Genomic DNA, 24581 nt, shown 5'->3' on the forward strand with positions numbered 1-24581 from the left:
GCCCGGGATTTGCTCTCATGGGTTGAGCGAGTGCCAGGGAGCTTCCATGATTTCAGGTGTGTCTAACGCGGCGTTGCCTCATCTGCGTCCCGCATCGACGTCCGCTTCGCATGCGAGTTCGGGTCTCCAGCCAATGATGCCCGAGCCGCCAGAGTCGGCGGCGCCCAGCAGCTTCCGGGTCGATGTCTCTCAGGTCAAGCCACTGTTGTCAGCTGCCAAAGCCACATCGGTGGCGGATAATCCGGTTCTGCGCGACCTAATGGCCATGAACTGGCTGAGAACCCACGACAGCAGTGCATCGCAATCGGTCGTTTCGGACGATGCGCCTCAAAACACTTACGCTCAGGTGAAAGTCGACGGAAAGGTGGTCGCCACGGTCTACAATGGCGGCTCCTCGACCATGACCAACGCGGCGTTCGGGAAGATCGGCAAGCTGGAGGATCCGCCCGGCCTGGCTGGACCGGATTTGGCGCAGTGGCGCGCCGACAATTATGCGAGACTGCTAGGCGGCGCCGTCGAGAAGGCGCCCACCCCCATCACGCAGTCGCAATGGACGCCGCGCGAAAGCACGTCCACGACCTACAGCCGCGAGCAACTCGACGCGGCCTTCCAGGCCATGCTGGCCGAGGGGCAGAGGGCCAACGCGCAGCAACAGTCGTCGTATCTGGCGTTACGTGGGCAGGCGGGAGTGAGTGCGGATATCAGCGCGTGAGCCGTTGAGTCACGAGGACGCGGTCTCATTCGGCTGTCATTCCCCGCGAAGGCGGGGAATCCAGTATTCCAGAGACGTCGAGATTCATAGAAGTGCCGCGGCGTACTGGATCGCCCGCCTTCGCGGGCGATGACACTGTCCAAATCGCTATAGCGAAGCTGGACCTCGCCCCCCCTAATCCTCGACCCCGTACCGGTGGAGATCATTGCCGTGTGTGTCGAGCCACTTCTTGGCGCGTTCCATCGAGGGGCAGATCTTGCCGCAGACGCGCCAGAATCGCGCCGAATGGTTCATCTCAACGAGATGGGCGACCTCGTGGGCGGCGAGGTAGTCGAGCACGAAGGGCGGCGCGAGGATCAGGCGCCAGGAGAACGACAGCGAGCCGGCCGAGGTGCAGGAGCCCCAGCGGCTGGACTGGTCGCGGATCGACAGACGCTTGACGCGAACGCCGAGCTCGGCGGCATAGGCCTCCGCCGAACGCTGCAGGTCGCGGCGCGCTTCGCGTTTGAGGAAGTCGCTGACGCGGCGATCGACATGCTCGAGGCCACCGGCAACGCAGAGAATGCGTTCACCGCTGTCGCGGATCTCGGTCCACACCGTGCCGCGGGTGCCTGCGCGATGAACGATGCGATGCGGCGTGCCGCGCAGCGGTATCACCGTGCCCGGCTGGAACGGCGCCGCCTTCGGCAAGCGGCCGAGACGCGCGGCGATCCACGCGCCGTGACGCTGCGCAAAGTCTTTTGCTTCGGCGAGCGTGCCGCGCGGCGGCATGGTGAGGATGGCTTCGCGATCGCTCGGATGAATTCTGAGCGTGTAGCGGCGCGCGCGTCTGTGCCGGCGCAAGCGGATCGCAAAAAACTGCGATCCATGGGTGATGACAAGGGTCTTCGGTTCGTGGGGCCGACGATAAAGGAGTGCGCGGGTGGCCATGTCTGTCAGTCCGGGGGGCAGGAGAGCGCCCGGATTCTGCCATAACCGCCGCCAAGGGAAGCGCTCGGCGCAAAAACAAATCATTTGCCCAATATACAGCGGTCAGGCGTCCGGGAGACCCTACAGACTGGGGTTGGAACCGGCTTTTTTCGCCCCCGCTGGATGCATGCGGCACCCCCAAGGGGTGAGCCCTGACTCACTCCTATGAAGCTACCTAAATACCGCGAATCTGGCGGGAACTTGACCCTCCGGAACCCTCGAAAGCGCCCCGGATTTTCGACGGGAAAGCCGAAAACGCGACTATTCGGCCGCGAGCGCTTGCAACGAAGCAGGATTTGCCGCCGAAACCATGAAGTCATGGATGCGCGGCACGATTTCCGACTTGAAACGCGAGCCGTTGAACACGCCGTAATGTCCGACGCCCTTCTGGACGTAATGAACACGGCGATGATCGGGGATCGAGCTGCACAAAGCGTGCGTTGCTTCGGTCTGACCGAGACCGGAGATGTCGTCGTTCTCGCCTTCGACCGTCATCAACGCGACGCGCGTGACCTTGGAGGGATCGACGCGTGTTCCGCGATGGGTCATCTCGCCCTTCGGCAGCGAGTGCTTCACGAACACGGTGTCGACGGTCTGGAGGTAATACTCGGCGGAGAGGTCCATCACCGCGAGATATTCGTCGTAGAACTCACGATGCTTGTCGACGAGATCGCCGTCGCCTTTCACCAGATTGGCAAAGAGCTGCTTGTGGGCGTCCATGTGCCGGTCGAGATTCATGCTGATGAAGCCGTTGAGCTGCAGGAATCCCGGATAGACGTCGCGCATCATGCCCGGATGCGGGAACGGCACCTTGGTGATGACGTGGTTCCGGAACCAGTCGATGCCGCGCTCCTGGGCGAGATTGTTCACCGCAGTCGGATTGCAGCGGGTGTCGATCGGACCACCCATCAGCGTCATCGAGGTCGGCACGAAAGGATCGCGCCGCGCCTCCATGATCGAGACGGCGGCAACGACGGGCACCGAGGGCTGGCACACCGCCATGACATGGGTGTTGCCGCCGAGAACATGCAGCATCTCGATGACGTAGTCGATGTAATCGTCGAGATCGAAGCGGCCGTCGCTGAGCGGCACCATGCGGGCGTCGGCCCAATCGGTGATGTAGACCTCATGCGCGGGCAGGAAGGCTTCCACCGTGCCGCGGAGCAACGTCGCGTAATGGCCGGACATCGGCGCCACGATCAGCACGCGCGGCTGCGGGCTGCGCAGGGGGCGAGCGAATTTGCGATCGAAATAGAGCAGCCGGCAGAACGGCTTTTCCCAGACCGAGCGGATCTCGACGGGGACGCGGATGCCGTTGACCTCGGTGTCGTTGAGGCCCCATTCCGGCTTGCCGTAGCGGCGCGTGGTGCGCTCGAACAATTCGCAGGCCGCGGCGACCGACTTGCCGACCTCGGTGCGCGCCCATGGATTGAGGGGATTTTGAAACAGGAGCCTGGTCGCATCCGTGACCGCACGTGCCGGATTGAGAGAGGCGTGGGCCATCTCGTACATCCAGTACATCGGCGTCGTCAGAACCGGACTGCCTTCTGCAGCCAGGGGCGGCGCGCCGCCAAACTCACCAATAGGCATCGTTATATTCCTCTTCGCATCGCAACATACTGCCGAATGCGTAATATTGCGTCAATGCATGGTTCCGTACATCTACGTAAGCAGAACGGCAAAAACCGCCTGAATCCACGGGAAAGTGACGTTATTCCCCGCCCGAGAGCAGCGAGCCGTGGCGCTTGGCGCTGCGTAAAAGGGCAAGGAATGCTGCAAAAGATGCAGCCAGGAGGACCGCGTTGATCACCAACGCCTCCAGCATCAGATCGGTCCTGAAGGTCTGCTCGATCAGCAGCGCGCGCATGCCCTCGAACGCATAGGTCGGCGGCAACGCCCACGCGACGTATTGCAGCCAGACCGGCAACACGCTGACGGGATAGTAGACACAGGCGAGCGGCAGGATCGCGAACATCAACGTCCAGACGATGCTCTCGGCACCTAAGCCGTTTCGCAGCACGAGGCCCGACACGAAGATACCGACGGACCAGCTGGTGAAGATCAGATTGCAGAAGAACGCGATCAGCGGCAGGCCGAGGGCGTAGACATTGAAGTGGAACATGAACAGTGCGAGCAGGGTCATCGGGATGATCCCGATCGCAAGCCGGATCAGGCTCATGACCATCAGCGACAGCAGAAACTCGATCGGCTTGAGCGGGCTCATCATGAGATTGCCGATGTTGCGCGCCCACATCTCCTCCAGGAACGAGATCGAGAAGCCGAGCTGCCCGCGGAACAGGATGTCCCAGAGGATGACGGCGCCGATCAGCGTGCCGCCGGCGCGCGCGAAGAAATTGGCGTTCTCGGCGATGTAGACCTGCAGGAAGCCCCAGGTGATGACCTGCAGCGCCGGCCAGTACAGCAGCTCGAGCAGCCGCGGCCAGGACGACATCAGCAGGTACCAATAGCGCAGGATCATCGCGCCGATGCGATGGACGGAGATGCCGCGGTGGAGGGAGGCCGTCATAACGAGGAGCCCTTGCGACGAAGCAATCCAGGCTGCCTCCGCGGAAAGATCCTGGATTGCTTCGCTGCGCTCGCAATGACGAAAGAAGCGCCCGTGGCCCTGCTAGCCGTCACCGCGCCGCCTCCTTCGCACCGTTCACCCGCCCGCGGGCGACGTCGAGAAACACCTCCTCCAGCGTGGTGCGATTGTAGCGGGCCATGATGGCTTCGGGGGTGTCGTCGTCCTCGATGCGGCCGCGCTTCATAATGATGACGCGGTCGCAGAGCCGCTCGACCTCGAGCATGTTGTGCGAGGCGAGGAGGATGGTGGCGTCGTGCTGCTTGCGGTAACGCTCCAGATGCGCTCGCACCCAGTCGGCGGTATCGGGATCGAGCGAGGCGGTCGGCTCGTCGAGCAAGAGCAGCTCGGGCTGGTTGATCAGCGCCTTCGCCAGGGCGACGCGGGTCTTCTGCCCGGCGGAGAGCTTGCCGTTGGCGCGATCGATGAAATCGGTGAGGTCGAGATCCTCGGCGAGCTCCTTGATTCGGTCAGCGAGATTCCTCACCGCATAGAGCTTGCCGAACACGGTGAGATTCTGCCGCACCGTCAGCCGCATCGGCATGTCGACATAGGGGCTCTCGAAATTCATCCGCCCCAGCACGGAGGCGCTCTCCTCCGGCATCCGATGCCCGAGCACCTCGACGCGGCCCGAGGTCGGCAGCACCAGGCCCATGATCATCGCGATGGTCGTGGTCTTGCCCGCGCCGTTGCCCCCGAGCAGCCCGGTGATGCTGCCGCGCGGAAGCGAGAAGGAGATATCGTCGACGGCGCGGGTCTGCTTGTAGACCTTGACGAGATGATCGACCGCAATCGCCGCCGATGGACTGCGATCCGCGACAGTCAGCCGACTTGAAGCCTTGTCATTCTCGGTCATGCTGGCCGTTCTTCTGCTATTGCAGCCGATAGCGCAAGGCTTGTAATCCCGGGGTGGTTCCGCAAGCCCAGTGTTTGTGAATGAGAAGGTGCCGCCCCCTTGGCCGATATGACCGAAATTGCCGATTCCGACTTTCACCACGCGCAGCGGCATATCCGGCTGGACACGATCCTGCGGCTGCGCTGGCTTGCCGTGCTCGGCCAGCTCGCCGCGATCTTCATCGTGGCGCAGGGGCTGGAGTTCGACGTCGAGATCGTCCCCTGTGTCAGCATCATCGCCCTGTCGGCGGCACTCAATCTGGGGCTCCAGACCGCGGCCAATCCGATGCAGCGGCTGGAGCCGATGCAGGCGGCGGGCCTGCTTGCGCTCAACATCGTGGAGCTGGCCGGCCTGTTGTTCTTCACCGGCGGCCTGCAGAACCCGTTCTCGTTCCTGTTCCTCGCGCCCGTGCTGATCTCGGCCACGGCACTGCCGGCCCGCTTCACCTTCGGCCTTGGCGTGCTCGCTGTCGCCTGCGCCTCGATCCTGTTCTTCTACCATTCGCCGCTGCCGTGGGATGCCGACGATCCGCTGGTGCTGCCGCCGGTCTATCTCGTCGGCGTCTGGCTTTCGATCGTGCTCGCGATCGGCGTCACCAGCCTCTACTCCTTCCAGGTGACCGAGGAGGCGCGCAAGCTCGCGGACGCGCTGGCTGCCACCGAGCTGGTGCTGACGCGCGAGCAACATCTGACGCAGCTCGATGGATTGGCTGCCGCGGCCGCGCATGAGCTCGGCACGCCGCTCGCAACTATCTTCCTGATCTCGCGCGAGCTCGAAAAGACGGTGAAGGATGCCAGCATCGCCGCCGACTTGAAGACCTTGCGCGAGCAGACCCAGCGCTGCCGCGACATCCTGAGCAAGATCACCCAGCTATCCTCCACCGGCGCGCCGTTCGATCGCATGAAGCTGTCGGAGCTGATCGAGGAGGTGGTGGCACCGCATCGCGATTTCGGCGTCGAGATTAAGGTGCGGATCGCGGTGGCCGTCGCGGCCGAGCCGGTCGGCTCACGCAATCCGGCCATCCTCTACGGCATCGGCAACATCGTCGAGAACGCGGTCGATTTCGCCCGCACCACCGTCGAGGTTAACGCCTGGTGGAACAAGGATCATATCGAGCTTGTGATTTCCGACGATGGACCCGGCATCCCGCCCGACATCCTCAACCGGATCGGTGAGCCCTACCTGTCGCGGCGGCGCCCCCAGGATGACGGCGGCAGCGAACGGCGCGGCCTCGGGCTCGGCGTGTTCATCGCGCGCACCTTGCTGGAACGCACCGGCGCCAAGGTCTCGTTTACCAACCGGACTTTTCCGGAACACGGCGCGGTGGTCCAGATCACGTGGCCCAGGCAGCGTTTTGAGGCTATCGAGACGCTCGAAGAAACAATAGGATAAGGCGCGGCCTTGCGTCGCACAACGGCGCCGATCGACTATTTGCCGCCTTGGCACCGGCCGATTGCGACGCCATATGTCAATGCGCTGGAGAGAGGACAACACCTTGAACGCCATCGCCGAACTGAACGAACAGACCGACCGCTCGCTACTCATCGTGGAAGACGACAAGCCGTTTCTGGAGCGGCTGTCGCGCGCGATGGAGACACGCGGCTTTGCCGTGACCTCGTGCGATACCGTCTCGGACGGTCTTGCGCAGATCGGCAGATCCGCACCGGCCTTCGCGGTGGTGGACCTCAGGCTCGGCGACGGCAACGGTCTCGACGTGGTCTCAGCGCTGAAGAAGAAGCGCCCGGATGCGCGCGCGATCGTGCTGACCGGCTATGGCAACATCGCCACCGCCGTGACCGCGGTGAAGATGGGCGCGATCGATTATCTCTCCAAGCCGGCCGACGCCGACGACGTCGTCGCGGCGCTGCTGTCGACCAGCGCGGAGAAATCCGAGTTACCGGCGAACCCGATGTCGGCCGACCGCGTCCGCTGGGAGCACATCCAGCGCATCTATGAGATGTGCAACCGCAACGTCTCGGAGACCGCGCGCCGGCTGAACATGCACCGCCGCACGCTGCAGCGCATTCTGGCCAAGCGCGCGCCGCGTTAATCCCGCCGCACTCGTGCCCCGGACGCAGCGCAGCGCTTCTTTAGCGGTGCGCTGCAGCGCCGGGGCCCTAGCTTCATTCTAAATCGCCGCCCTTCTGGATCCCGGCTCTGCGCAGCAACGCTGACGCGTTGCAGCGCGTCCGGGACACGAGACCGCCCTATTCCCAGAAATCCGCGTGGCCTTGCGGATCGACCAGGCGGTTGATCCGCAAGCCCGCCGCCATGGCGAAGCGCACTGTCATCTGCTTGCGGGTGGCGGCGGCGAGCTTGTGCTCGGGCGCCTCGCAATGCATGTGCGCGCCATAGGCATCGGCGACGATCAGGCCGGTGTCTTGAGGGAAGATCTCGCAGGGTAGATCCTGCGTGAAGGCGAAGAACAGCCGGTCGCAATGGGCGCGGTATTCGTGCCATTTCTGATCGGCGCGCAGGTCCTCGACCGACGACTTGATCTCGACGATCCAGATCTCGCCGCGCTCGTTCAGTGCGACCAGATCGGCGCGCCGGCCCGATGGCAGCGGTAGCTCGCTGATGCAGGCGAAGCCGAGCGAGCGCAGCAGCCGCGCCGTGCCGCGCGCGATCGCCAGCGCCGTCTCCGATTGGCGGCGGTCCGGCGGCGGCACGAGCGCGATGTTGCGGGCGGTGTTGTCCATGGCGGAAGGATAACCGATTCCCCGAGAGGCGGACACTCTCTTCGCCTGTCATTCCGGGGCGCGCCGCTTGGCGCGAGCCCGGAATCTATAGCCACAGGAGGAGTTGTAGGCCGAGACGGCAACGTCATCGCAAAACAACTGCCGGGGATAATGGGCCCCGGGCTCGCGACTACGTCGCGCCCCGGCCGACAGCGTGTGTGTGGTGGAACACGGAACCTCCCTCCTCCCTCGTACTTATCACGCAGCCGCCGCACCTCGGCGGAACCACCGAGGCTGCGGGATGATCGACGATCTCTGGTACAAGAACGGCGTGATCTACTGCTTGTCGGTCGGCACCTACATGGATGCCAATGGCGACGGCGTCGGCGATTTCAAGGGCCTGTTGCGGCGGCTCGACTATCTGCACGGGCTCGGCATCACCACGATCTGGCTGATGCCGTTCCAGACCTCGCCGGGGCGGGACGACGGCTACGACATCGCCGATTATTACAGCGTCGATTCCCGCTACGGCACGCTCGGCGACTTCGTCGAATTCACCCATGGCTGCAAGCAGCGCGGCATCCGCGTCATCATCGATCTCGTGGTCAACCACACCTCGGACCAGCATCACTGGTTCAAGGAGGCGCGGCGCGACAAGAACTCGCCCTATCGCGACTGGTATGTCTGGTCCGACAAGAAGCCGGCAGGCGCCGACAAGGGCATGGTGTTTCCCGGCGTGCAGAAAACGACCTGGACGCGCGACAAGGAAGCCGGCGCGTATTACTTCCACCGCTTCTACGATTTCCAGCCCGATCTCAACACCTCGAACCCGCACGTGCAGGCCGAAATCCTGAAGATCATGGGGTTCTGGATCCAGCTCGGCGTCTCCGGCTTCCGCATGGATGCGGTGCCGTTCGTGATCGCGACCAAGGGCGCGAAGGTGAAGAAGCCGGCCGAGCAATACGACATGCTGCGTGCGTTCCGCGAATTCCTGCAATGGCGGCAGGGCGACGCCATCATCCTCGCCGAAGCCAACGTGCTGCCGAAGACGGACATGGAATATTTCGGCCGCGATGCCGACCGCATGCACATGATGTTCAACTTCCACGTCAATCAGCATCTGTTCTACGCGCTGGCCTCGGGCGATTCGCGCCCCCTCGCAAAGGCGCTGAAGGCGACTAAGCCGCGGCCGGCGACGGCGCAATGGGGCCTGTTCCTGCGCAATCACGACGAGCTCGATCTCGGGCGCCTGACCAAGGCGCAGCGCCAGACCGTGTTCAAGAAATTCGGCCCCGACAAGGACATGCAGCTCTACGACCGCGGCATCCGCCGGCGGCTCGCGCCGATGCTGGGCGGCGACCGCCGGCGCCTCGAGCTCGCCTACAGCCTGATGTGCACGCTGCCGGGGACGCCCGTGATCCGCTATGGCGACGAGATCGCGATGGGCGATGACCTCTCGCTGCCCGAGCGCAACTGTGCGCGTACGCCGATGCAATGGTCGACCGAGCCGCATGGCGGCTTCACCAAGAGCGACAAGCCGGACTGCCCCGTCATCGACAAGGGGCCTTACGGGTTCGACCACGTCAACGTCGCCAAGCAGCGGCGCGATCCCAATTCGATGCTGAACTGGACCGAGCGCATCGTGCGCATGCGCAAGGAAGTGCCCGAGGTCGGCTGGGGCGATTTCGCCATCATCCCGCTGCGCGATCCCGCCGTGTTCATCATGCGCTATGACTGGCGCAACAATTCGGTGCTGTTCGTGCACAATCTCGGCGACAAGCCACGCGAGATCGCGTTCTCGGCGGGGCTACCCGGTGATGCCGGCGCGCACCTCATCAATCTGCTGGCGGAAGATCACAGCCACGCCGACAAGCGCGGCCAGCATCACGTCGTGCTCGAGCCATATGGGTATCGCTGGTATCGCGTCGGCGGGCTGGATTATCTGTTGAAGCGGAGCGACATCGACAAGAGCACCGCGGGCAACAAACATCCGGGGTGATGCATCAACACCCTTTGTGGTCGTCCCCGAAGGCGGGGACCATAATCCCAGGAAGTAGTTTGGCGCGAGCTGGCCAACCCCGAGTCTTCGCAAGGCCGCTCCCTGTGAGTATGGGTCCCGGGCTCGCGCTTCGCGCGCCCCAGGACGACGGCTAGGACGACGCGACGATGACCCCTTCGTTCCCGCGTAGATCCAGCACGCCTTCGACCTTCTCCCCCTCGCGATCCAGAAACGTCGACAGCAGGATCTCGCTGCCGAAACGGATGGCGCTGGTGGTCACGGCGATCGGCTCGGGGCCGAGATTGAGCGCCACGACGAGCGCCTTGCCGCCGGCGTCACGGCGATAGATCAGGAGATCGCCTTGCGCCGAGATCGGGTGATAGTCGCCGGCGACCAGCGGCGGCGAAGCCTTCCGCAAGTCGATCAGGCGCCTGTAAAGCGAGAGGATTGAGCGGCTGTCGGCTTCGAGAGTGACGACATTGTCCCTGACATAATGCGCCGGGAGCGGCAACCAGGGTCGCACTGTCGAGAAGCCCGCGAAGTCGGACGCATCCCACTGCATCGGCGTGCGGCAACCGTCGCGACCAACACCGATGCCGGGCACGTTCTTCTCGAAGGGGTCGCGCACGTCCTCCGGCGCGATCGTCACCTGGTGCATGCCGATCTCGTCGCCGTAATACAGTGTCGGCGTGCCGCGCAGGGTCAGCAGCAACATGGCGGCGACGCGGGCTTGCTCGGGGCCGACGCGGCTGGCGACCCGCGGGCGGTCATGATTGCCGAGCACCCAATTCGGCCAGGCGCCGCGGGGCAGCGCCTTCTCGTAATCCTCGATGATTTTCTCGATCGAGCGCGCGCTCCAGAAGGTCGAGAGCAGCGCGAAGTTGAACGGCATCTGGGCGCCGGTGAGGTCGTTGCCGTAATAGGCCATCAGGCGATGCAGCGGCAGATAGATCTCGCCGATCAGGACGCGTGCGCCGAAGCCATCGGTGACGCGCCGCATCTCGGCAATCACGTCATGCACCTCGGGCTGGTCGGTGGAATATTGGGTCAGTATCCTCTCGTTCGGCGGGCGGCCCTCGACATAATGCGGGTTCGGCGGGTTGTCGCGGAATTCGGCGTCCTTGATCAGATGCCAGATCACGTCGACGCGAAAGCCGTCGACGCCCCTCTCCAGCCAGAACCGCATCACATCGAGGATCGCCGTGCGGACATCCGGATTGCGCCAGTTGAGGTCGGGCTGCTGGGCGAGGAAGGCGTGGTAGTAATATTGGCCCGTGGTCTCGTCGAACTGCCACGCGCTGCCGCCGAACTCGGACAACCAATTGTTCGGCACCCCGCCATCCGCCGCCGGATCGCGCCAGATGTACCAGTCGCGCTTGGGATTGTCGCGCGAGGCGCGGCTCTCGATGAACCAGGGATGCTGGTCGGAGGTGTGATTGGGCACGAGGTCGAGGATCAGCTTCAGGCCATTGTCATGGACCGCCGCGATCAGCGCATCGAAATCCGCCATGGTGCCGAACAGCGGCTCGATACCGGTGTAATCGGAGATGTCGTAGCCGAAATCGGCCATGGGCGACGGGAAGATCGGCGACAGCCAGATCGCGTCGACGCCGAGCGATTTGACGTAAGGCAGCCGCTGGAGGATGCCGGCGAGATCGCCAATGCCGTCGCCGTTGGAGTCCTGAAACGAGCGCGGATAGATCTGGTAGAAGATGCCGTCGCGCCACCAAGTCTCGTTGCTTTGAGTCATGCCGAAAGACCACCCAATCTGCGCCCTCGCGCGGGAGAACGCGACAGCATCGCCCCGGTTCAAATTGGCCGGTCAATTGGGACGGCTATGTGACGGTTGTTCCCGCGGCCGTTCCGGCTCGCGGGAGCTGAATCTTTTGCTTGGCGGCCTCGCAAAAATCGGCATTGTGACGCCATGACCGAGCAAAATGACACCCAAGACTCTGGGCAAGCCAAGGCCGGCGCGATCATCGTGCCCGTGACGCTGTTCGAGCAGAACTGCACCATCATCTGGGACGAGCCGACCAAGAAGGCCGTGGTGATCGACCCCGGCGGGGACGTGCCGAAGATCCTGGACGCGATCAAGCAGACCGGCGTCACCGTGGAGAAGATCTGGCTGACGCACGGCCATATCGACCATGTCGGCGGCGCCGCGGATTTGCGCGATGCGCTGAAGGTGCCGATCGAGGGCCCGCATCAGGCGGACAAGTTCCTGCTCGACAACGTGGTCGAGAGCGGCGCGCGCTTCGGCATGACGGGGGTGCGCAATTTTGCGCCGGACCGCTGGCTCGACGAGGGCGAGCGCGTCTCGATCGGCGAGCTGCATTTCGACATCCTGCATTGCCCCGGCCACTCGCCGGGCAGCGTGGTGTTCTTCAACAAGGATTTGCGTTTCGCTCATGTCGGCGACGTGCTGTTCGCCGGCTCGGTCGGCCGCACCGATCTGCCCGGCGGCAATCACGCCACGCTGATCAATTCGATTCTGACAAAACTGCTGCCGCTCGGCGACGACGTCGGCTTCATCTGCGGCCACGGCGCCGGTTCGAGCATCGGCCAGGAGCGGATGACCAATCCGTTCATCACGGGCGAGATGTAGCGGGAGTTTATTGCGGCGTTCCGACTTGCGCGACTCCGCCGCACCAAACTCAGCCGTCGTCCCGGCGGAACCCATAACCACAGGAAGATGTGGTTACGGGGACTCGACGGCTGAGACTTACTTCATCAGCCCCGCGGCGGTCAGTGCGCGCGTGATGATCTGGCCGAGATCGAAGCTGCGGGTGGCCTCGCGCTTGGTGTCAGTGGGCTGTTCGGCGACGGCGGTGCGGATCGAGCGGGCGAGATGCGGCGCGGGTGTCAGCGCCGGCTTTGACGCCACGGGCTTTGCCTCCGCCTTCTTCGCGGCGTCCGGAATCCAGCCGGTGAGGCCGAAGAATTTTGCGATGTGGTAGGACGAGGAGATGCCGGCCTCGATCAGGAATGCGCCTTCCATGCCGTAACGCTGGTCGTTGTCGGCAAGGCCGAGCGGCGTGCCATGCGCCATGTCCGTGATGGCGTAAGACTCGACCAGCGTCTCGCCGTCCTTATTCCACCAGGCCTGGCGCGGATAGCCGTCGACATTGATCTCGGCCATCGGTGCGTCAGGCAGACCATGCAGATCGAGCCATTGCTTGACGATCTCGTTGGCATTGCCGGGATTGACGGTGCGGTCGGCGCTGCCGTGCCACACCGAGATCTTCGGCCAGGGGCCGCGATGATCGGAAGCGTTGCGCACGAGATCGCCGAGCTCGCGCGCGAGACGCGTTGGCGAATGGAACATGCCGTCCAGCGCTTCGCGCAAATTCGAGGCGATGCCGTAAGGAAGCCCGGCAATCACTGCGCCGGCCGCAAAGACCTCCGGATAGGTCGCGAGCATCACCGACGTCATGCCGCCGCCGGCGGACAGGCCGGTGATGAAGATGCGCCTGGGGTCGATGCGATGCGCCTCAACCATATGCGCGATCATCTCGCGGATCGAACGCGCCTCGCCGGAGTCGCGCGCCGTGTCTTCGGGATTGAACCAGTTGAAGCAGGTGTTGCCGTTATTGATGCGCTGCTGCTCGGGCATCACCAGCGCGAAGCCGTAGTGCTGCGCCAGCGTCGACCATCCCGCGCCGAGATCGTAACCGGCCGCGGTCTGGCCGCAGCCATGCAGCACGACGACCAGCGCACGCGGCGTCTGGAGCTGCGCCGGCACGAAGGCGAACATGCGCAAGGCGCCGGGATTGACACCGAAATCCGTGACCTCTTGCAGCGGGCTGGAGGAATCCGCGCTGCGGCCGAGCTCGGCAAAGCGCAGACCGTCCAGCTTGGGCAGACGTCTCAACAGATCGATATTTCGGGCTAGCGACACGGCAAATTCCTGGTGGGCGACGTTCAACGTCCAGCCAAACCAGATAGTTGCTGCATTGCGAAATAAAAAGACCGTGCGCTGTCAATCTGGTGAAATTCGCGGGATTTCCCGCGAAAATCCGCAGATATTAACCGCAATGCTTCAAAATCCTGCAGAGGCGCGACGCTTCCACGCCAGAAATGCGGCACAGATCACGATGAATGTCACAAACAGTGCGAGCGAGACGAAAAAGGCTGCGCGTGCTGATTGCGGCCACTCCGGCCGCATTTCCGGTCGGTGCGTGCGCTTCTTCATTCAATCGAAGATCTCTTCGCCTCTCCGCGAGTCGGATGTCACTTGAGCGACGCCTCTCGACACGTCATTGCGAGGAGCACTTGCGACGAAGCAATCCAGAGTCTCTCCGCAGAGATATCCTGGATTGCTTCGCTGCGCTCGCAATGACGGCGTGGCACCATCGGGACACTGAACGACATCCGCCTTCGCTGAGGCTCCTCCTCACCCGGCCCTCTCGCCGCAAGCAGGGAAAAGGCGGAAGCACCTCGCCACGCCGCATGCCCGCATTCCGCAACACGGGACATCGCGCGATTGCGTTCGTGCCGTCCGGCACGTAGCCTCATCGTCTCAACAAACAGAAAATCAAGCCGGAGAGACCGCCATGGCACGCCTGAAGTTCGGAGCCTTTCTTGCCCCGCATCACCCGATCGGGGAGCATCCGATGCTCCAGTTCCGGCGCGATCTCGACCTGGTCGAGCAACTCGACGCGCTCGGCTACGACGAGTTCTGGTGCGGCGAGCATCACTCCTCCGGCTGGGAGATGATCGCATCGCCCGAGATGTTCTTGGCCGCGGCGGGCGAGCGCACCAAGCGGATCAAGCTCGGCACCGGCGTGGTGTCGCTGCCGTATCACCATCCCTTCAACGTCGCCCAGCGCATGGTGCAGCTCGACCACATGACCGGCGGCCGCGCCATCTTCGGCTCCGGCCCGGGCGCGCTGGCGTCGGACGCGCACACGCTCGGCATCGACCCCATGACGCAGCGCGACCGCCAGGACGAGGCGATCGGCGTGATCCGCCGTCTCTTCAATGGCGAACGCGTCACCGCCAAGAGCGACTGGTTCACCATGAACGACGCCGCATTGCAGATCCTGCCCTTGCAGGAGGAGATGCCGTTCGTGGTGGCTTCGCAGATCTCGCCGTCAGGCATGACGCTCGCCGGCAAGTACGGCATCGGCATCATCTCGCTGGGCTCGATGACGACGCAGGGGCTGATGTCGCTGCAACAGCAATGGCAGTTCGCCGAGGACGCTGCGAAGAAGCACGGCACCACGGTGAGCCGCGCCGACTGGCGCGTGCTGTTGACCTTCCACATCGCCGAGACCCGCGAGCAGGCGCGCCGCGAGGCCGGCGCCGGGCTGATGCGCTGGCACAACGAATATAATGTCGGCACGCTGCAGCGGCCGGGCCTCACCGCGTTCTCCTCGCCCGATGAGGCCGTGGACAAGACCGCCTTCGTCGAAGGTGCGGCGTCCACCATCGGCACACCCGACGATCTCGTCAAAACCATCAAGAACGTGATGCAGGTGTCCGGCGGCGTCGGCGCCATCATCGGCTTCGTGCACGACTGGGCCAACCCGGAGAACACCCGCCGCAGCTGGGACATGGTGGCGCGCTACGTCGTGCCGGAGATCAACGGCTATATCGACGGCCTGCGCAAGTCGCAAAAATTCGTGATCGAAAATCGTGCGATCTTCGAGCGCGCGGGACAGGCGGTGATGGCCAAGATCATGGAGAACGAAAAGGCCGCGGAGGCGCTGAAGGTCACGGGCCCCGGCCGCGTCGCCATTCCCGCCGTCAACGCGCCGGATCTGCAGAAGGAAGCGGGGAAGCGATAGGCTGCGAAGCTATCTCGTCGTCCCGGCCTGGTGCGCAATTGCTCGCTAGGCCGGGACGACCGTAGGTGACAATATTGTGCGCGATACGTTCACCGCATCGGCGTAGTCGGATGTGCTATGCTGGCCGGGGTCCGCCAATCGGAGCAATCGTCATGTCGATGCAGAATATGGCCGCCTCTGCGCTTCAGTACACCGCGCCCAAACGCAACGAGCTGACCCACATCCCTGGCGACGAGGGTTGGCCGATCATCGGCAAGACGTTTCAGGTGCTGGCCGACCCCAAGGGCCATATCGAGAGGAACGGCGCCAAATACGGTCTGGTCTACCGCACCCACATTTTCGGCGAGACCAACATCGTACTGCTCGGGCCCGAAGCCAATGAGCTCGTGCTGTTCGACCAGCAGAAACTGTTCTCCTCGACGCATGGCTGGAACAAGGTGCTCGGCCTGTTGTTTCCGCGCGGGCTGATGCTGCTCGATTTCGACGAGCACCGGCTGCATCGCAAGGCGCTGTCGGTCGCGTTCAAATCCGGGCCGATGAAATCCTACCTGTCCGATCTCGATCGCGGCATTTCCGCGCGCGTTGCGCAATGGAAGACCAAGCAAGGCGAGATGCTGCTCTATCCGGCGATGAATCAGCTCACGCTCGATCTCGCTGCGGCCTCGTTCCTCGGCGCCGATATCGGGCCTGAGGTCGATGAGATCAACCGCGCCTTCGTCGACATGGTCGCCGCTGCCGTCGCGCCGGTCCGCCGTCCCCTGCCGGGCACCCAGATGGCGCGCGGCGTGAAGGGCCGCAAGCGAATCGTCGCCTATTTCCGCGAGCAGATTCCGCTCCGGCGCGGCAATCACGGCGGCGACGATCTGTTCTCGCAGCTCTGCCGCGCCACCCACGAGGACGGCGCGCTGCTTTCGGAGCAGGACATCATCGACCATATGAGCTTCCTGATGATGGCGGCGCACGACACGCTGACCTCGTCACTGACCTCCTTCATCGGCGAACTCGCCGCCAATCCGGACTGGCAGGACAGGCTGCGGGCGGAAGTGCTCGCGCTCGGGCTCGCCCCGGATGTGCCGAGCAGCTTCGACGATCTCGAAAAGATGCCGCTGACCGAGATGGCGTTCAAGGAAGCGCTGCGACTCAAGCCGCCGGTGCCCTCGATGCCGCGCCGCGCGATGCGCGATTTCAGCTTCAAGGGTTTTGCGATTCCCGCCGGCACCGCGGTCGGCATCAATCCGCTCCACACCCATCACATGAAGGAGATCTGGCCCGAGCCTGACCGTTTCGATCCGCTGCGCTTCACCGAGGACGCCCAGCGCAACCGCCACCGCTTCGCCTTCGTGCCGTTCGGCGGCGGCGCGCATATGTGCCTCGGCCTGCACTTCGCCTATATGCAGGCGAAATGCTTTGCGCGGCACTTCCTGCAGAACATCGAGGTGTCGCTAGAACCGGGCTATAAGCCGGACTGGCAGATGTGGCCGATCCCGAAGCCGAAGGACGGGTTGCGGGTGAGGCTGAAGGCGGTTTAGGCGTTCAACTCTCGTGTCCCGGACGCGCGTAGCGCGAGCCGGGACCCAAAAAGCCCAGGGCAAGTCGCGAATAGATGGGCCCCGGCTCTGCGGAGCGGCACTTCGCGCCGCGCCGCGTCCGGGGCACGAGACCTGTCCGCTGCGCGCCCCAATCGAACGCCTTGCGCAGTCTCGTAGGGTGGGCAAAGCGAAGCGTGCGCACCATGCCTCCCCGGACTCGAACACCGATCGTGGGCACGGCGCGCGAAGAGCGCGCCTTTGCCCACCCTACGGCACCGTCGCCGAAGCTTCTACGCCCCCTGATCAAACGCCTTGCGCAGGGCCACATAGCCCTGCTGCTGCTGGCTCCAATTGCGACCGCCGGTCATGGCGCCGTCGACGACGAGGTCGTGGCCGTTGATGAAGCTGGATTCGTCGCTGGCCAGGAAGACCGCGGCCTGCGCGATGTCGTCGGGAAGACCGGCGCGCGGGATCGGCTGCGCGGTCTTGTAGACTTCGCGCATCACCGCCGGGGTCTTCTCGGCAGCGTCGGTCGAGAGCCCCAGCGCCTTGCCGAAAATGCCGGTCGCGATCGCGCCGGGCGAGATCGCGTTGACGCGCACATTGGACTCGCCGAGCTCCATCGCCACGCATTTGGTGAGATGGATCACCGCCGCCTTGGCCGCGCTGTAAACCATCGAGGACGAGAACCCGGCGAGACGGCCGGCGATGCTGCCATTGTTGATGATGCTGCCGGAACCTTGGCTCTTCATGTGAGGCGCGGCGTGCTTCATGCCGAGCATGACGCTGCGCACCAGCGTCGCCATCGCCGCGTCGAACCGCTCGACCTCCAGGCCTTCGATCCCGCCGGTCTGCGCCGGGCCGCCGGCATTGTTGAAAAGGCAGTCGATCCTGCCGAACTTGTCCACGGCGAGCGCGATCAGCGCCTGCATCTGCGCTTCGACCGTGACATCGGTCTGGCGGAAGACGCAATTGGCTCCGAGCTGCTTCGCCAGCGCCTCGCCTTCCGGGACGCGGCGACCCGCGATCACAATTTTGGCACCTTCAGCAACGAAGACTTCCGCGGTACGCAACCCAATTCCGCTCGTCGCGCCGGTGATGACCGCAACCTTGCCGTCCAGCCTGCCCATGGAATGTTCCCGTTTCGAATGATTTGATTTTCAGATGGCGGACACTGACAGATGATGGCGCCGCGACGGCCACTATTCCCGCCGGCCCGCGGCAAGGCAAGCTTTGCTTGCGCTTCCGGCATGCGTAACATCCGCCACCAACGCTCGACCTTCAGACGGGCGTCGCGACCGGGCTGGGCATGGGGAAGCTGATCGACGAGTTCCGCAAAGGCTGGCAGGGTGTGGCGCCGCCATCACTCGGTCTGAGCATCGCCTTCGCGGTCGCGTGCCTGCTGGTCGCGACACTGACACGCTGGGGTCTCGCCCATGTGCGGCCCGACGTCTATTTCACCCCCTACTTTCCCGCCGTGTTCTTTGCCGCCGCCTTCGGCGGCTTCAGGATCGGCATTGCGACGGCTCTGGTCGGCGGCGTGCTCGGCGTGATCGTCAATTTCGGCGACGCCTTCGCCGATCGCGCCCGGTTTGCCCTGCTGACGCTCTATTGGGTGGTTTGCGCGCTCACCATCTGGGGCGTCGAGCACTATCGCACGCTGCTGATCGAGCAGCGCCGGATTTCAAAGCGCCTGATCGAGGAGGAAGACTATCGCAAGCTGCTGGTCGACGAACTCCAGCACCGGCTGAAGAACAAGCTGTCGACGGTGCACGCCGTGCTGCACCAGGTGCTGCACGACCAACCGCAGGTCTGGTCCCGGATCGATCCGAGGCTGCGTTCGCTGGCCGCAACCGACGATCTGATCTCGCGCATCGACAAGGCGGGCTGCGACATCCGCGATCTCCTGATCTCGGAGCTCGGGCCTTACGGCCATGTCCGCTTCACGCTCAACGGCGAGCGGCTGTTCCTGCCGCCGAAGCTCGCGGTGACGCTGTCGCTGATGTTTCACGAGCTCGCCACCAACGCGGGCAAGTATGGCGCGTTCTCTGCGCCGCGCGGATTGCTGCAGGTGTCCTGGACCATCACCGGCGATCGCCTCACCATCACCTGGGACGAAACCGAGGGACCGAGCATCGGTGAGGTGTCGGCTCCGGGCTTCGGCACCAAATTGCTGAAGTCGGCGCTCTCGGCCTTCGACGGCAAGACCGAGCTCTCCTATCTGGCCACCGGCCTGCATTGCATCATGCAATGCCGCATCCCTCCGAACGGTTAGCGGCGCGACCACTCGGGACCCCTCGCAAGTTGTCGTCATGCCCCGGCTTGTCCCGCCATGACGTCGACACAAGCGAAAGAGAACCGCGCGTAGTTTCACTCGGCGCATTGACGCCCTGTTAATGACGATCGTCGACCCGCGTCGCATCGCCGCAAATTTCAGCCAAAACACCCCCGTATTTCTTCGGAGCCCTTAACCAAACTTAAGAGGGAACCGAGCAAGATCGCGTGCATTGCAAACGCGCGCTGAAACAAGAAAATTCATGCCTTCTATGAACGACAACGACCATTCCGGCGCGAGCGAAGGCGAACTCGGATTTCTCAAGGAAATCGTTAGAATGCTGCCGGCCGGCCTGACCGTGCAGGACGCGCATGGCGAGCTTCTGCTGGTTAACGATGCCGCGGCCGCCCAGCTCGGCATCGACGGCAGCCGCCCCTCTCCCGATCTGACGCCGCGCCGCGAAGCCTGCCGACGGGCGCTGAGCGCCGGCCAGGCCGTCGTCACCGAGGAAGCGCTTCACGACGGCGCGTCGCGCCAGGTGCTGCTCACGACCCACCGCCCGGTCCGCGTCGCTGGCCGCGAGCTGCTGATCTCGGCGTCCTCCGACATCACGGAGCAAAAGAACTTCGAGGACCAGCTGTTTCGCTCGGCCTATTTCGACGAGCTGACCGGGCTGCCCTCCCGCCGCGTGATCGAGCACCGCGCCAACGGCCTGCTCGCCCGCGATCGCGACGGTGAGCGCTTCGCGCTGGCCTTTCTCGACATCGACAATTTCAAGCACATCAACGACTATTACGGCCATGCCGTCGGCGATGCGCTGCTGGTCGAGCTGTCGAAGCGGCTCGGACGTGACTTGCGCGATTCCGACATGCTCTCGCGCATCTCCGGGGACGAATTCCTGCTGCTGCTCGCACCGATCCAGAGCCAGGAGGAAATCGCCGAATTCATGCAATCGACGCTGGAGCGGCTGACCGCGCCGTTCTTCATCGACCATTCGGAAATCTTCGCTTCCACATCCGTCGGCATCAGCCTCTATCCCGATCACGGCCGCAGCTTCGAGACCCTGCGCCAGAATGCCGACATCGCGATGTACCGCATCAAGAACGGCGGTAAGGGCTCCGCCGCCTTCTTCGACGCCAGCATGGAGCGCGAGGCGTTGGCGCGCATGAAGGTCGAGCAATCGCTGCGGCTCGCCATTCTGGAAAAGCGCTTCTGCTGCGCGTTCCAGTCCAAGGTCGACATCAGGACGCACGCCGTCACGGGCATCGAGGCCTTGGTGCGCCTGCGCGACGATGAAGGCGTGATCCAGGCGCCCGGCTCGTTCATCAACCTCGCCAGCGAGCTCGGCCTGATCGACGAGCTGACTCATCTCGTGCTCGCCGAGATCGTCAAGTCGATCGACCTGATCAACGAGACCTTCAGCGCGGAAGCGACCATCAGCATCAACGTTGCCGCCAAGCAGGCCGGCAACCCCGAATTCATGCGCAGCTTTGCGCAGGCGCTGAACGCGACCGGCTTTCCGCAGCGGTTCATGATCGAGGTGACCGAAGATGCCTTCGTCGCCAAGAATCATTTCCAGGACGAGATCCTGCCGATGTTCCGCAAGCTCGGCATCGGCATCTCGATCGACGATTTCGGCACCGGCTATTCCTCGCTCTCGGCGCTCGCCGACATCACCGCGGACGAGATCAAGATCGACCGCTCCTTCATCACCGACATCCATAAGCGCCCGCGCAGCCAGGGCATTTTGCGCGCGATCGAATCCTTGAGCGAAGCGCTCGGCATGACCGTGATTGCCGAGGGCCTCGAGTCCTACGAGGAGCTCGCCTACCTCCAGGCCGCAACCAAGATCCGCTACGCGCAGGGCTATTACTTCTCGCGGCCGATCTTCCTGGAGGAGCTGAAGCTCGCTACGCCAGCTTCCAGCGAGGCGCGCTCGAGCGTGGCGAGCCGCCCCACGCAGCACAACCGCCAGGGCTATTCGCGCGCAAGCGCGTATCGGCGGTAGGACAAGCGGCGCAACAAACATTGCTGTCGTTGGCCTGGTGGGCCAAATCCCCCTTTGAAATCGCTGCTCTTTTGCTAATACACAGGCAGACTTCCCGCGAGGTACGTCATGCCCGCCTTCTCCATCAGCGATCCCGCTTATCTCCGTGCGCGCGCGATGAGACGCTGTTCGAGCGGCTGGAGAAGCTCTGCGAGGGCGCGATTGCGATCGATCGCGGCGGGCGGGTCGTCTACGTCAACGAGAAATATCTCACGGCGCTCGGCCTCAAGCAGACCCATGAGGCGATGGGCCGCCCGATCGAGGAGGTCATTCCCAACAGCCTGATGCGGAAGGTGGCGGAGACCGGCGAGCCGATCCTGCTCGACATCATGGAGCTCGGCGGCGAGCAGTTGGTCGTCACCCGCATGCCGATCGAGGACGAGGACGGCAAGGTGATCGGCGCGATCGGCTTCGTGCTCTACGACCATCTCGAAAGCCTGAAGCCGCTGCTCGCCCGCGTCGCGCAGCTCGAGAGCGATTTACGGCTGGCGCGGCGGCAATTGTCCAACGCCCGCGCCGCGCGCTTCACCTTCGCCGATTTCGTCGGCACCACGCGGGGAATCGCGCAAGCCAAGGAGCTGGCCAGCCGCGCCGCGCGGCAGAGCGTGACGGTGCTGCTGACCGGCGAAACCGGAACGGGCAAGGAGATGCTGGCGCAGGCGATCCACAACGCCTCGTCCCGCGCCGAGAAGCCGTTCGTCAGCGTCAATGTCGCCGCGATACCAGACACCCTGATCGAGTCGGAGTTCTTCGGCACCGCGCCGGGCGCCTATACCGGGGCCGACCGCAGAGGGCGCGAGGGCAAGTTCCGCGTCGCCGACGGCGGCACGCTGTTCCTCGACGAGATCGGCGAGATGCCGCTGCAATTGCAGGCCAAGCTGCTGCGCGTGCTCCAGGAGCGCGAGGTCGAGCCGCTCGGCTCGGACAAGATCTCCAAGGTAGACGTGCGCGTCGTCGCCGCTACCAATGTGGATTTGCGCAAACGCGTCAGCGAGGGCACGTTTCGCCCCGACCTGTACTATCGCCTCAACGTGCTCGCGATCGACCTGCCGCCGCTGCGCCAGTGCCTCGATGACCTTCCCGACATCTGCGCCCGGCTGCTCGAGGACATCGGTGCCTCCGGCGACTATGCCAGCACCAGGATCACACCGAGCGCGCTCGCCGCCCTTGCGCGCTACGACTGGCCCGGCAACGTCCGCGAGCTCCGCAACATCCTGGAACGGGCGCTGATCCTGAGCGATTCCGGGCGGCTGACCGGCGACGATTTCGTTCGCATCCTTCCCGTCGGGGCCGAGATCAGGCCGGCAGCACCCGAGCGCGCGGCCGGAACGGTCGTGCCCTATGCCGAAGCCGAGGCCGAGTTCGAGAAGCACACGCTCGAACAAGCGCTCGCCGCCAGCAACGGCCAGATCACGGAGGCCGCCCGGATGCTGCGCATCTCGCGCGCGACCTTTTACAAGAAGCTCGCCAAGTTCGGCCTCGCCGCAGGATCGGCCTCCGTCTGAGTTTGGAGACGACGCATGTCTGGAGTCTCGGATTCCTGACACCCCGCTGGCTGCCTTCGCCTGAGGCCGTCACCGGTAATTGCCGCATTTTCGGCCACTCCCGCGGAAAACTTCGCTTCTGGCGCGGAGCTTGCTCTGGGCCGCCGAGAGGAAACGGCATGGGCTGAGGCGAGGCCGGGATCGTTAACCCGGCTCGCGACGATCCGGCACATACACGTCAACAGACTGTCATATGCAGCCTCATGCAAGCACCACCGGAAGGTGGAATTGCAATGTCTGCACACTTGTGCAAATCGCTTTGACCAAGGCAGTTCATTCAGGGAGGGACCATCGTGCGTCGATCATTCATCCTAACAACAACCATCCTCGCGCTTGCCGCGGGCAGCTCCGCACGGGCCGACGACCTCAAGGTCGCGCTGATCTACGGCAAGACCGGTCCGCTCGAGGCCTATGCCAAGCAGACCGAGACCGGCCTGAAGATGGGCTTCGAATACGCCACCAAGGGAACCATGACGCTCGACGGTCGCAAGATCGTCGTCATCACCAAGGACGACCAGGGCAAGCCGGATCTGGCCAAGGCCGCGCTGGCGGAAGCCTATCAGGACGACAAGGCCGACATCGCGATCGGCACGACCTCGTCGGCCGCGGCCCTCGCCATTCTGCCCGTTGCCGAGGAGAACAAGAAGATCCTGATCGTCGAGCCGGCCGTCGCGGATCAAATTACCGGCGAGAAGTGGAATCGCTACATCTTCCGAACCGCGCGCAACTCCTCGCAGGACGCGATCTCCAACGCGGTCGCGATCGGCAAGCAGGGCGTGACCGTCGCGACGCTGGCGCAGGACTACGCGTTCGGCCGCGACGGCGTCGCCGCCTTCAAGGAGGCGCTCGCCAAGACCGGCGCCACGCTCGCCGCAGAGGAATATGCCCCGACCTCAACCACCGACTTCACCGCGGTCGGCCAACGCCTGTTCGACGCGCTGAAGGACAAGCCCGGCCGCAAGGTGATCTGGGTGATCTGGGCCGGCGCCGGCAATCCGCTGGCCAAGCTCCAGGACATGGATCCGAAGCGCTACGGCATCGAGCTGTCGACCGGCGGCAACATCCTGCCGGCGCTCGCGGCCTATAAGGGCCTGCCCGGCATGGAAGGCGCGACCTATTATTTCTACGAGATCCCGAAGAACCCGGTGAACGACTGGCTGGTCGCCGAGCACCAGAAGCGCTTCAACGCGCCGCCGGACTTCTTCACCGCGGGCGGCTTCGCCGCCGCGATGTCGGTCGTCGCCGCCGTCACCAAGGCGAAATCGACCGACAGCGAGAAGCTGATCACGGCGATGGAAGGCCTGGAGTTCGACACGCCGAAGGGCAAGATGGTGTTCCGCAAAGAGGACCATCAGGCGCTGCAGAGCATGTATCACTTCAAGGTCAAGGTCGACCCGAACGTCGCCTGGGCCGTGCTCGACCCGGTACGTGAGCTGAAGATCGAGGACATGGACGTGCCGGTCCGCAACAAGCGGTAGGCTCCTTGCTTCACCTCTCCCGCTCTTGTCCGCCGAAGCCTTGGCGAACGCGGATGCGGGAGAGGCCGGGAGAGGGCTCTCT

Annotated in this window: 20 protein-coding genes; 11 read left to right on the forward strand and 9 right to left on the reverse strand. The window is 64.1% G+C overall.

What is annotated here, in order from left to right; translation table 11 throughout:
* Window positions 1-46: 46 nt before the first annotated feature.
* Window positions 47-712 carry a hypothetical protein gene (locus tag SE91_RS34490; RefSeq protein WP_061850799.1) on the forward strand — a complete coding sequence of 222 codons (666 nt, stop codon included), beginning with the start codon at window positions 47-49 and terminating at the stop codon, window positions 710-712.
* 174 nt (window positions 713-886) lie between these two features.
* Here the strand turns inward: SE91_RS34490 and SE91_RS34495 are convergent, their stop codons facing one another.
* The 4 genes from SE91_RS34495 to SE91_RS34510 all read right to left on the reverse strand — a co-directional run bounded on the left by SE91_RS34495 (window position 887) and on the right by SE91_RS34510 (window position 5121).
* Entirely contained in the window at window positions 887-1726 is an 840-nt protein-coding gene (locus SE91_RS34495) for a M48 family metallopeptidase (RefSeq protein ID WP_060737398.1), read from the reverse strand.
* 216 nt (window positions 1727-1942) lie between these two features.
* Window positions 1943-3271, reverse strand: coding sequence for a polyhydroxyalkanoate depolymerase (locus SE91_RS34500; RefSeq protein WP_060737399.1), 1329 nt, complete (start codon window positions 3269-3271; stop codon window positions 1943-1945).
* 121 nt (window positions 3272-3392) lie between these two features.
* Window positions 3393-4208, reverse strand: a complete 816-nt coding sequence (locus SE91_RS34505) for an ABC transporter permease (protein WP_061850800.1) — start codon at window positions 4206-4208, stop codon at window positions 3393-3395.
* 109 nt (window positions 4209-4317) lie between these two features.
* The gene (locus tag SE91_RS34510) at window positions 4318-5121 is read right to left on the reverse strand and encodes an ABC transporter ATP-binding protein (RefSeq protein WP_061850801.1); all 804 of its coding nucleotides are present in this window, start codon (window positions 5119-5121) and stop codon (window positions 4318-4320) included.
* A gap of 108 nt (window positions 5122-5229) precedes the next feature.
* Between SE91_RS34510 and SE91_RS34515 the strand changes: the two genes are divergently transcribed.
* The gene (locus SE91_RS34515) at window positions 5230-6552 is read left to right on the forward strand and encodes an ActS/PrrB/RegB family redox-sensitive histidine kinase (protein ID WP_060737400.1); all 1323 of its coding nucleotides are present in this window, start codon (window positions 5230-5232) and stop codon (window positions 6550-6552) included.
* Window positions 6553-6655: 103 nt separating this feature from the next.
* Window positions 6656-7210 carry an ActR/PrrA/RegA family redox response regulator transcription factor gene (locus tag SE91_RS34520; RefSeq protein ID WP_060738027.1) on the forward strand — a complete coding sequence of 185 codons (555 nt, stop codon included), beginning with the start codon at window positions 6656-6658 and terminating at the stop codon, window positions 7208-7210.
* Window positions 7211-7367: 157 nt separating this feature from the next.
* On the opposite strand, the gene SE91_RS34525 is transcribed toward SE91_RS34520, so the two are convergent.
* On the reverse strand, window positions 7368-7859 hold the full coding sequence (locus SE91_RS34525; RefSeq protein WP_061850802.1) for an MmcB family DNA repair protein: 492 nt from the start codon (window positions 7857-7859) through the stop codon (window positions 7368-7370).
* Between the two features lie 280 nt (window positions 7860-8139).
* Between SE91_RS34525 and SE91_RS34530 the strand changes: the two genes are divergently transcribed.
* Window positions 8140-9837, forward strand: a complete 1698-nt coding sequence (locus tag SE91_RS34530) for an alpha-amylase family protein (RefSeq protein ID WP_061850803.1) — start codon at window positions 8140-8142, stop codon at window positions 9835-9837.
* A 151-nt stretch (window positions 9838-9988) separates the two neighbouring features.
* On the opposite strand, the gene SE91_RS34535 is transcribed toward SE91_RS34530, so the two are convergent.
* On the reverse strand, window positions 9989-11587 hold the full coding sequence (locus SE91_RS34535) for an alpha-amylase family glycosyl hydrolase (RefSeq protein WP_061850804.1): 1599 nt from the start codon (window positions 11585-11587) through the stop codon (window positions 9989-9991).
* 174 nt (window positions 11588-11761) lie between these two features.
* Between SE91_RS34535 and SE91_RS34540 the strand changes: the two genes are divergently transcribed.
* Window positions 11762-12442 carry an MBL fold metallo-hydrolase gene (locus tag SE91_RS34540; protein ID WP_061850805.1) on the forward strand — a complete coding sequence of 227 codons (681 nt, stop codon included), beginning with the start codon at window positions 11762-11764 and terminating at the stop codon, window positions 12440-12442.
* Window positions 12443-12559: 117 nt separating this feature from the next.
* Here SE91_RS34540 and SE91_RS34545 read toward each other — a convergent pair whose 3' ends face one another.
* Both SE91_RS34545 and SE91_RS36755 read right to left on the reverse strand, forming a co-directional pair.
* Window positions 12560-13735 (reverse strand): extracellular catalytic domain type 1 short-chain-length polyhydroxyalkanoate depolymerase, encoded by a 1176-nt coding sequence (locus SE91_RS34545; protein ID WP_061851470.1) that lies wholly within the window; start codon window positions 13733-13735, stop codon window positions 12560-12562.
* Window positions 13736-13876: 141 nt separating this feature from the next.
* Complete coding sequence (locus tag SE91_RS36755) at window positions 13877-14029, reverse strand: hypothetical protein (RefSeq protein WP_156489920.1); 153 nt, start codon at window positions 14027-14029, stop codon at window positions 13877-13879.
* Between the two features lie 361 nt (window positions 14030-14390).
* On the opposite strand from SE91_RS36755, the gene SE91_RS34550 reads away from it, so the two are divergent.
* Both SE91_RS34550 and SE91_RS34555 read left to right on the forward strand, forming a co-directional pair.
* The gene (locus SE91_RS34550; protein ID WP_061850806.1) at window positions 14391-15626 is read left to right on the forward strand and encodes an LLM class flavin-dependent oxidoreductase; all 1236 of its coding nucleotides are present in this window, start codon (window positions 14391-14393) and stop codon (window positions 15624-15626) included.
* A gap of 152 nt (window positions 15627-15778) precedes the next feature.
* Complete coding sequence (locus SE91_RS34555) at window positions 15779-17155, forward strand: cytochrome P450 (protein WP_061850807.1); 1377 nt, start codon at window positions 15779-15781, stop codon at window positions 17153-17155.
* 290 nt (window positions 17156-17445) lie between these two features.
* Here the strand turns inward: SE91_RS34555 and SE91_RS34560 are convergent, their stop codons facing one another.
* Window positions 17446-18285 (reverse strand): SDR family NAD(P)-dependent oxidoreductase, encoded by an 840-nt coding sequence (locus SE91_RS34560; RefSeq protein ID WP_060737406.1) that lies wholly within the window; start codon window positions 18283-18285, stop codon window positions 17446-17448.
* A 179-nt stretch (window positions 18286-18464) separates the two neighbouring features.
* Here SE91_RS34560 and SE91_RS34565 point away from each other — a divergent pair, with 179 nt between their 5' ends.
* From SE91_RS34565 to SE91_RS34580, 4 genes are all read left to right on the forward strand, one after another.
* Complete coding sequence (locus SE91_RS34565; protein ID WP_061850808.1) at window positions 18465-19430, forward strand: sensor histidine kinase; 966 nt, start codon at window positions 18465-18467, stop codon at window positions 19428-19430.
* Between the two features lie 271 nt (window positions 19431-19701).
* Complete coding sequence (locus SE91_RS34570; protein WP_061850809.1) at window positions 19702-21438, forward strand: putative bifunctional diguanylate cyclase/phosphodiesterase; 1737 nt, start codon at window positions 19702-19704, stop codon at window positions 21436-21438.
* A gap of 71 nt (window positions 21439-21509) precedes the next feature.
* On the forward strand, window positions 21510-22982 hold the full coding sequence (locus tag SE91_RS34575; protein ID WP_245318583.1) for a sigma-54 interaction domain-containing protein: 1473 nt from the start codon (window positions 21510-21512) through the stop codon (window positions 22980-22982).
* A gap of 332 nt (window positions 22983-23314) precedes the next feature.
* Window positions 23315-24499 carry a substrate-binding domain-containing protein gene (locus SE91_RS34580; RefSeq protein ID WP_061850810.1) on the forward strand — a complete coding sequence of 395 codons (1185 nt, stop codon included), beginning with the start codon at window positions 23315-23317 and terminating at the stop codon, window positions 24497-24499.
* The last annotated feature ends 82 nt before the right edge of the window (window positions 24500-24581 follow it).

It is taken from the genome of Bradyrhizobium sp. DOA1, from assembly GCF_001593325.1.
GTDB lineage: Bacteria > Pseudomonadota > Alphaproteobacteria > Rhizobiales > Xanthobacteraceae > Bradyrhizobium.